7 protein-coding genes are annotated in these 7,073 nt (G+C 37.9%); 3 read left to right on the forward strand and 4 right to left on the reverse strand.

Annotated elements, in window-relative coordinates:
• Positions 1–473: 473 nt before the first annotated feature.
• Together EKM61_RS10835 and EKM61_RS10840 are read right to left on the reverse strand one after the other, a co-directional pair.
• Positions 474–704 carry a hypothetical protein gene (locus tag EKM61_RS10835; RefSeq protein WP_068224587.1) on the reverse strand — a complete coding sequence of 77 codons (231 nt, stop codon included), beginning with the start codon at positions 702–704 and terminating at the stop codon, positions 474–476.
• Between the two features lie 327 nt (positions 705–1,031).
• A complete protein-coding gene (locus EKM61_RS10840; RefSeq protein ID WP_068224584.1) occupies positions 1,032–2,507 on the reverse strand; it encodes a glucosaminidase domain-containing protein in 1,476 nt (491 codons plus the stop codon).
• Between the two features lie 378 nt (positions 2,508–2,885).
• Between EKM61_RS10840 and EKM61_RS10845 the strand changes: the two genes are divergently transcribed.
• A complete protein-coding gene (locus tag EKM61_RS10845; RefSeq protein ID WP_068224581.1) occupies positions 2,886–3,755 on the forward strand; it encodes an RluA family pseudouridine synthase in 870 nt (289 codons plus the stop codon).
• A 129-nt stretch (positions 3,756–3,884) separates the two neighbouring features.
• On the opposite strand, the gene EKM61_RS10850 is transcribed toward EKM61_RS10845, so the two are convergent.
• Complete coding sequence (locus tag EKM61_RS10850; RefSeq protein WP_068224578.1) at positions 3,885–4,496, reverse strand: hypothetical protein; 612 nt, start codon at positions 4,494–4,496, stop codon at positions 3,885–3,887.
• A gap of 157 nt (positions 4,497–4,653) precedes the next feature.
• Here EKM61_RS10850 and EKM61_RS10855 point away from each other — a divergent pair, with 157 nt between their 5' ends.
• A complete protein-coding gene (locus EKM61_RS10855; RefSeq protein WP_068224575.1) occupies positions 4,654–5,748 on the forward strand; it encodes an FAD:protein FMN transferase in 1,095 nt (364 codons plus the stop codon).
• 400 nt (positions 5,749–6,148) lie between these two features.
• A complete protein-coding gene (locus EKM61_RS10860; RefSeq protein WP_068224572.1) occupies positions 6,149–6,391 on the forward strand; it encodes a hypothetical protein in 243 nt (80 codons plus the stop codon).
• 228 nt (positions 6,392–6,619) lie between these two features.
• Here EKM61_RS10860 and EKM61_RS10865 read toward each other — a convergent pair whose 3' ends face one another.
• Positions 6,620–6,817, reverse strand: coding sequence for a hypothetical protein (locus tag EKM61_RS10865; RefSeq protein WP_068224569.1), 198 nt, complete (start codon positions 6,815–6,817; stop codon positions 6,620–6,622).
• Between the last annotated feature and the right edge of the window lie 256 nt (positions 6,818–7,073).

A 7,073-nucleotide genomic window follows, 5' to 3' on the forward strand; every position in this document is an offset into this window, starting at 1 on the left:
CCTTTGGTTTTCGCAACTATCACCATTTAGTTTCACGGATCAAACTACAACAAATGCGCACCAAACCAAATAAAAAAACAGCATTAGAAGTTGCCTAACTTCTAACACTGTAAAATTGGCTATCAACAGGATTTGACAGAGAGCCATAAAAGTGGGGCACATTTTGAGTAATTGAATGATGATAATACACTAGTAAAAAGGGCTTTCTAGCACGTTTAAGGATTCTGTGAAACAATATAAAAATGTGTTGGATATAGGAAGCCTTCATGGCTGTTTTACAAACTGGTGAGGAAGAAACACATAAAAAATAAAGCCTGCTTAGAGGCTTTATTTTTTTGATATTAGGTAATTAATTAAAATTGTAATCTGTATTTCGAAAACTAATCTTAGATTATTTTTACTGTTAATCCGTTTTGGGTGAACTTATTCACCTAGAACGAATTTTTTAAATGATAACCATAACTACTTGGTTGTCAAATAAGCTTGTCATCTTCATTAAGTGATACGGATGAAACTTCGTGGCGTTTTAGGGCAGTATGACCACAATCTGAAGTAATTACGTACTTATCTGCTTGGCCAATATTGAAGAAATTTCGGGCCGTGGTATTGATTACTGCATCGTCGGTGATCACCTTAACGTTAGCAATCTGTTTTAGCGTAAGTGTTTTTCCAGAATTTAGATTTACAGTTAATGTGTGTGCCATTTTTCTCAACTCCAATTTAATTAAAATTTATTATAATAATAAGATAGCAATAATTAATGACTAAATGCAAAAATAACGCTTTATTTTAAGTGAGGGGAAATGAGGCCGGGACAAACGTCCGCTTTTTATTTCCAAACTTTACTCTAGAACGTGCGCCAAAACCGACTTTTGTCTCACTTTGTGTAATTTATTAGTGATACGTAAAATTAGCGTAGTATTATTGGTGTGATTTCTAGTCTCGTAAATCGTAAAAGGGTAGTATTTGCTATAATTTTATTAAGTTGGTAAAAACTTTATTGATCTAAGAACCGTTTTTCGTGTCCGTTATCATAGAAACAGAATGGGACCTGCCTTAAGTTGTTTTCGATGAAAATACGCAGTGGTTAATGGTTTTACTTGTTTTTTGTAGTTTTTTTTAACAAAATTAATTTGCCGAGTTTGTTTTGCCTTTTGATCATATTTAGTTAAGTGATAAGTAGTAATAATTTGATTAAGTTTCAAATTATAGTTGGTATCTGTTGCGTAGCGGCCAGTTAAAAACTTGGTTGCTTTTTGGTAGTTTTTAGCGTTTTGTTTCCAGGCTCCAGCGTAGAAATTTGCCATTGTGCCCGTTGTTAATAAATTTGTATAGTCAGTTAGGGACGCCTTATAGGAATCATAACGCTTAAAATTTGTTTTAATGGTAAACAATTGGCCGAAGCCATTGTCTTCTTTGGTGGCCATTTGAGTACTTCGGCCAACAGAGTCGCCTTTGATACCGAAGAGATTGTAATTTGGCGCGGTAGCCAGATCACTATTGCCCCAACTACTTTCTAAGGCTGCCTGTGCAATCATAACTGAGGCGTAAATACCATGTTTATAAGCAATTTTTTGCGCGTTTTTTGCAAATAATTTAATAAATATTTTGTGTGACGGAACGGCGATTCCTGGTTGGAGCAGAATCTTTTCTTCGATCGTAGCGTTAGGTTTTGCAATAATGGTAGTCGAAAAGGTTGGTTTTACGCTTGAAATTGAAGCAGTGGTCTGATTTGATTTTGGAGCCTGTTGTTGAGCCGGCCCTTCTTCGCCGGCGATCACTCTAGCAACGCCTTGATTACGGTCAACACCAGTAGTCACTGTCTTAGAATCTTTCGCGCTACTCTGGGCAGGGTTAACGGAGACCACTGTTTTTGAATCTTCTTTTTTAGTTGGTAGTTGTTTTTTGGCCGCTGTTTGTTCATTTTTTTGTGCTAATTCGTTTTGGCAATTTGTTTGACCGCGTTGGTAGCCTAGTAGATAACCTGTCTGGTAAACTGGGCCAAATTGGGCTATCACAGTGGCGTCCTTTTTCTTTTGTTGCTGGCCGGCACTATACCCGGCGTTCTCCCCCTTGTTATACAGCGTTTGGGCCGTAGAAAATTCAACTTCGTAGGCTTTAATGAAGTAGCGCGTGGCCGTTGTTGGTTTACTAGTGTTTATTGGGTTAGCCTTTGTGACGTCCAAATTGGCGGCCCGTTTACCTTTAAGGTAATCTATTTGGTCTTGCCGGTACTCGTTGGTATAGGCTTGGGTATAGTCATTACCACCAGTGGAAACTAGGGAAGTCCCTTGTTCTGCCGCGGCAAGTACATCTTTTTGTGCGGCCTGCTGTCCTTTTTGAGTATCAGTTTGGACCTGAGTTTTGGTAACAGCAGTGGCTGAGCTTGCCGCCTGAACACTCTTCAGACTAAAAAGCCCACTTGCAGAACTTAATAGTATACCGGTAGTACTCAAAATTGTCAGTTGTCGCAGTAATATGTGGTGGCCTAACTTAGAAGTTAGCATTTCAATCAACCTCTTTTCCTTATTTTTGCTGCAGTATTTACCTTCCTATAGATAAATTACATGAAGTTGTGTCAATCTAGTTAAATTAGATAGTTTTAAGGAAAACGGTTTTATTTTAGATTAGGTCATCACTAAATAGTGTTATCATTTTCTGATGATGTTTTTTCATGGCGCTATGACCAATGGGTACCTTACGTTTGAAGTAGGCTAAGCGCTTCAGGAGGTAATCTTGGGAAATGTGTTAATTAAACAGCGCTAATTATGGCTTAGACTATAAATGTTATAATAGAAAAAATAATTTAGTTGAATAATTGCTGATTTTACTGAGGCAAATACGATCAATGGCAAATGGTTTGACTAATTTTTTGGGGGATATTAATGGAATTTATGTGGCAACAGCATGAAGAAAAACAAGCAATGAAGGATTTTTTAGGTCAACGGGGAATTGGTAGTCGTTTCTTTCGCTATCTCCGTCAAAACGGTGGTCAAATCTTAATTAATGGGCGACTAACTAATGGGCCGACCAATGTTGTACGTAATGATCAGGTTACGGTCCGGCTACCAGTGGAGCGTGCCGATCCGCGGGTTGCGATCAGCCACCAGCCGCTAACTATTTTGGCAGAAGATAATAATTGGCTGGTCATTAATAAACCGGCGGGATTGACTGCTGTTCCAGGTCCCACTAACCGTGTGGATACGGTAGTTAATCGAGTTAAGGGTCATCTGATCGACGCGGGCGCACAGGATCAAGTTCCGCACATTATAACGCGATTGGATCGCTTTACTAGTGGGATTGTTCTAATTGCTAAGCACCGTTTGGCACAAAATCTTGTCCAGACACAGCCATTAGATAAAGTGTATTTGGCCTTGGTAAATGGCCGTTTAGAGCAGGCACATGATTTGATTGATGCACCATTAGGGCGGCGACCCAATGAGTTCAAACAGTCAGTTCTAGAAACGGGAAAAAAGGCGCAGACTGAATATTGGTTGGAACGTTATTTGCCTGCTTTAGATGCTTCCCTCGTGCGGGTGAAATTGCTAACGGGTCGTACCCACCAAATTCGGGCGCACTTTGCCTATTTAGGACGCCCACTCTTAGGTGATGAACTCTATCAGGGGCCACTGGATCGGGGAATTAAGCGGCAAGCATTACATGCAAGTCGATTGAGTTTTTTCGATCCCTTTACGAAAATCGTTAATCAGTATGAGGCAGAATTGCCAAGTGATTTTCAAAAGTTATTAGTTTAAAGTCGACGGGTTACTTATGTCTCTTATGTGTGCTGTGATCTGAGTAGGTTTGAAGCAATTTAACAGGCAAATTAATGACAAAAAATGACTAACTAGTTGAGCTTGTAACAACAACTAGTTAGTCATTTTTTAATCTGTTTTAATTTGTATTTGAAACGTTTTTTTAGCAATTTTTGGCGCGGTGTATTGATATAGATCATCATAAATATCCCAAAATTGAATGAAGGCAATATCCTTCAACGAAATTGTTAGCGGATCGGCAACTGTGTAATTAAACTCGTAAAACGGTTGAAAAGTGAAGCCGTGTGCCGAAGCAGCCAGAATTCTACCAGTTGGTATTATTTTGAAACGGCCGCCAATCGTAACGAAAGCCCGTTTCTTTGCTAACAAAATAAGTAATTGCCGACTAAGATTTCTTTCCCAATGTTTAATTTGTTTCTGCCGGTCTGCCAATTTTAGTGGATCGTAAAGTTGATGGGCCTTAGCAAAATCGATGTAGTGGTGAACAATAGTCAAATAGGCGGTACCAACCTTAATTTTTTTGATTCGTTTTAGGGCAAAGAGGGTAAAACCGTCAAATTGGCCTTCAGTATTAATTGCCGCAATAATCAGCCAGCGATGATCACTAGCAATCGGGAAACCAACCTCAAAATCATCGACTTGTTTTTTGACGTGGACTTCGATTAATTCATGCGCCTTTTTTGCAGCTTCAATTCGACTTAAAATTTTTGTCTTTTTCATAAATTTGCACCTCGCATTATGTTGCCATCATCATTGTAACGGATCCGTTGCCTAATAGAAACGATAAAGTGTGAAACCTTACTTTTTTATTGATTGTCAAAGTGTTACTGGTCCCTTAAAATAAAGAAGTAAGTTTGAATTAGAAAGGGTGCACAAAATGAAACCCAAGAAACAATGGTTACTTGGAGTTGTTCTATTATTAATTTTACCACTCATATTGAGTGCGTGTCAGGCTAAAAGATCAACGGCTCCAGTGATAAAACGGCCGTATCAAAAAAGTGAGTTTATTATGGGAACGATTTGTACGTTGTCAATTTATAATAAAGGGAAAAAGGCTGTGCTTGATAAAGGTTTTGCCCGAATTCATAAGTCTGATAACCAAGCAAGTTTAACCAAGAAGAATACTGAGTTAGACAAGATAAATCAGAATGCGGGCATTCGGCCGGTTAAGGTTAGTGCCGACATGTGGCCAATGGTGGAGAAGGCAATGTACTATAGTAAAAATTCGGCCGGCGCCTTTGATATGTCAATTGGGGCCATTACCAACCTATGGAAAATCGGACTACCAGGCGCACGTGTGCCCAGTCGGGGAGAAATTGATCAAGCGTTACCGCTGGTTGATTATCACGATGTGCAGCTTAATGCAAGGAAACGAACTGTCTATTTAACTAAAAAGGGCATGCGTTTGGATTTTGGTGGTATCGCTAAAGGTTATATTGCGGATCAGGTTCGTGAGGTTTTTAAGAAAAATGGAATTACGACGGCTGTCATTAATCTTGGTGGTAATATTGTTGTGATGGGCCATTCACCAGTTGGCAAGGACAAACCGTGGAACGTTGGCGTTCAGAATCCATTGGCAGCACGAGGTAAGGCACTAGGGGTTATTCCAGAAAAGAATGTGTCGATCGTAACTGCAGGTATTTATGAGCAATATTTAAAGGTTAACGGCCACAGGTATATCTATTTAATGGACATGAACACGGGTTATCCGTACGAGAATAACTTGGCCGGGGTTACGATTGTTTCACCTAAGTCGGTTGATGGGGACGCGTTATCTAATGCAGCCTTTAATAAAGGTGTAAAGGGTGGCCTGGCTTATATTAATAATAAACATAAGCAAAACATTCAGGCGATTTTTGTAACGAAGGATAAGCAAATCTATCTAACGAATGGCTTAAAGAAGAAATTTAAGCTTAATACGGGTAATGGGTACCGGCTGGGGGATCCAACCAAATTGACTGGTAATGAATAATTAATGATCTAGCTAGTGGAAGACTGACGTTAATCTGAAAACTAAGTAACATAAATTTAATTATGTAAAATAAAAAAGTCCGTTTACTTATCACGTATTTGATAGGTAAACGGACTTTTTATTATCAAATTGAGTAATAGCTATCTTTAATATAATAAGCAATAAAAATTATTAAAAACTAAAATATTTAATCTAATTGTTTTAAAATAGTTATAAAATAGATAAACTAATTATAAAAGATTAATTAATTTTTATAATTAGTTTAAATTCTATTTTAAATGAGCATATAATCTTTTAATCAATTTGCTGCATTAACTAATTCATGTTTAGTAAAGCGCTTAACAGATGAGGTGAATTGCGCTATATTAGAATAGATACTAATAAAAAAGAGGCAATAGGTATGGATGATACAAAGCAATTGATAACTGTAATTTTAAATGATGAAGATGTTCACTATAAATTTGATACATCGGATAAAGCACATTTGGAAGTGGCCATTAAACAAATAAAAAACGATAAGCGACCATTAGAATCGGTCAAAGACGAAATTAAAGAGGAATTTGATAAGGCCGATTTTACCTATCACGACGATGTTAAACCAGAATCACAGGATGCAGATTTATTGTTCTTAATTGATCGTTAATTATAAATTTGATTAAAACAATGAGGCTAGGACAAAAAGTCCTAGCCTCTTACTGTTTTCGAACATTGCTCTAGAACGTGCGCCAAAAGTCTGGATTTACGTGCCTAACTACAGCTAATTCAATAACCATAGTACGGTTATTGGATTAGCTTACGTTACGCAGTAAACCCAAAACCGACTTTTGTCACACTCCCTATTGTTTCCGAACATTACTCTAGATCGTGGGCCTTATGCATTAAGCTGATCAATTAATGTTTGTAGACTGGTTTGAATTTCTGAAGGTAGTTCTTGCCCAGTGTGATTTTGATCATAGTTTTTTAACCAGTCCAGGCGAATTTCTAGGTGTGCTTTTAGTGTTATGCGGTAATCCGAATCCGAAAAATCGACTGGGTAACCAGGTAACGCCAAGTAGCTTAAATAGTTCAAAGATCCGAAATTCTGCCAGTTGGCAGTTTGATTGGCAATTTTTTCTAAAATTGCTAGTGTATCTTCTTTTTGAACTTTTATACCATTATAGAAACCAGTGTTAAGAATATAGGCTCTCTGTCAAATCCTGTTGATAGCCAATTTTACAGTGTTAGAAGTTAGGCAACTTCTAATGCTGTTTTTTTATTTGGTTTGGTGCGCATTTGTTGTAGTTTGATCCGTGAAACTAAATGGTGATAGTTGCGAAAACCAAAGG

The organism is Loigolactobacillus backii (assembly GCF_003946275.1).
Lineage (GTDB): Bacteria > Bacillota > Bacilli > Lactobacillales > Lactobacillaceae > Loigolactobacillus > Loigolactobacillus backii.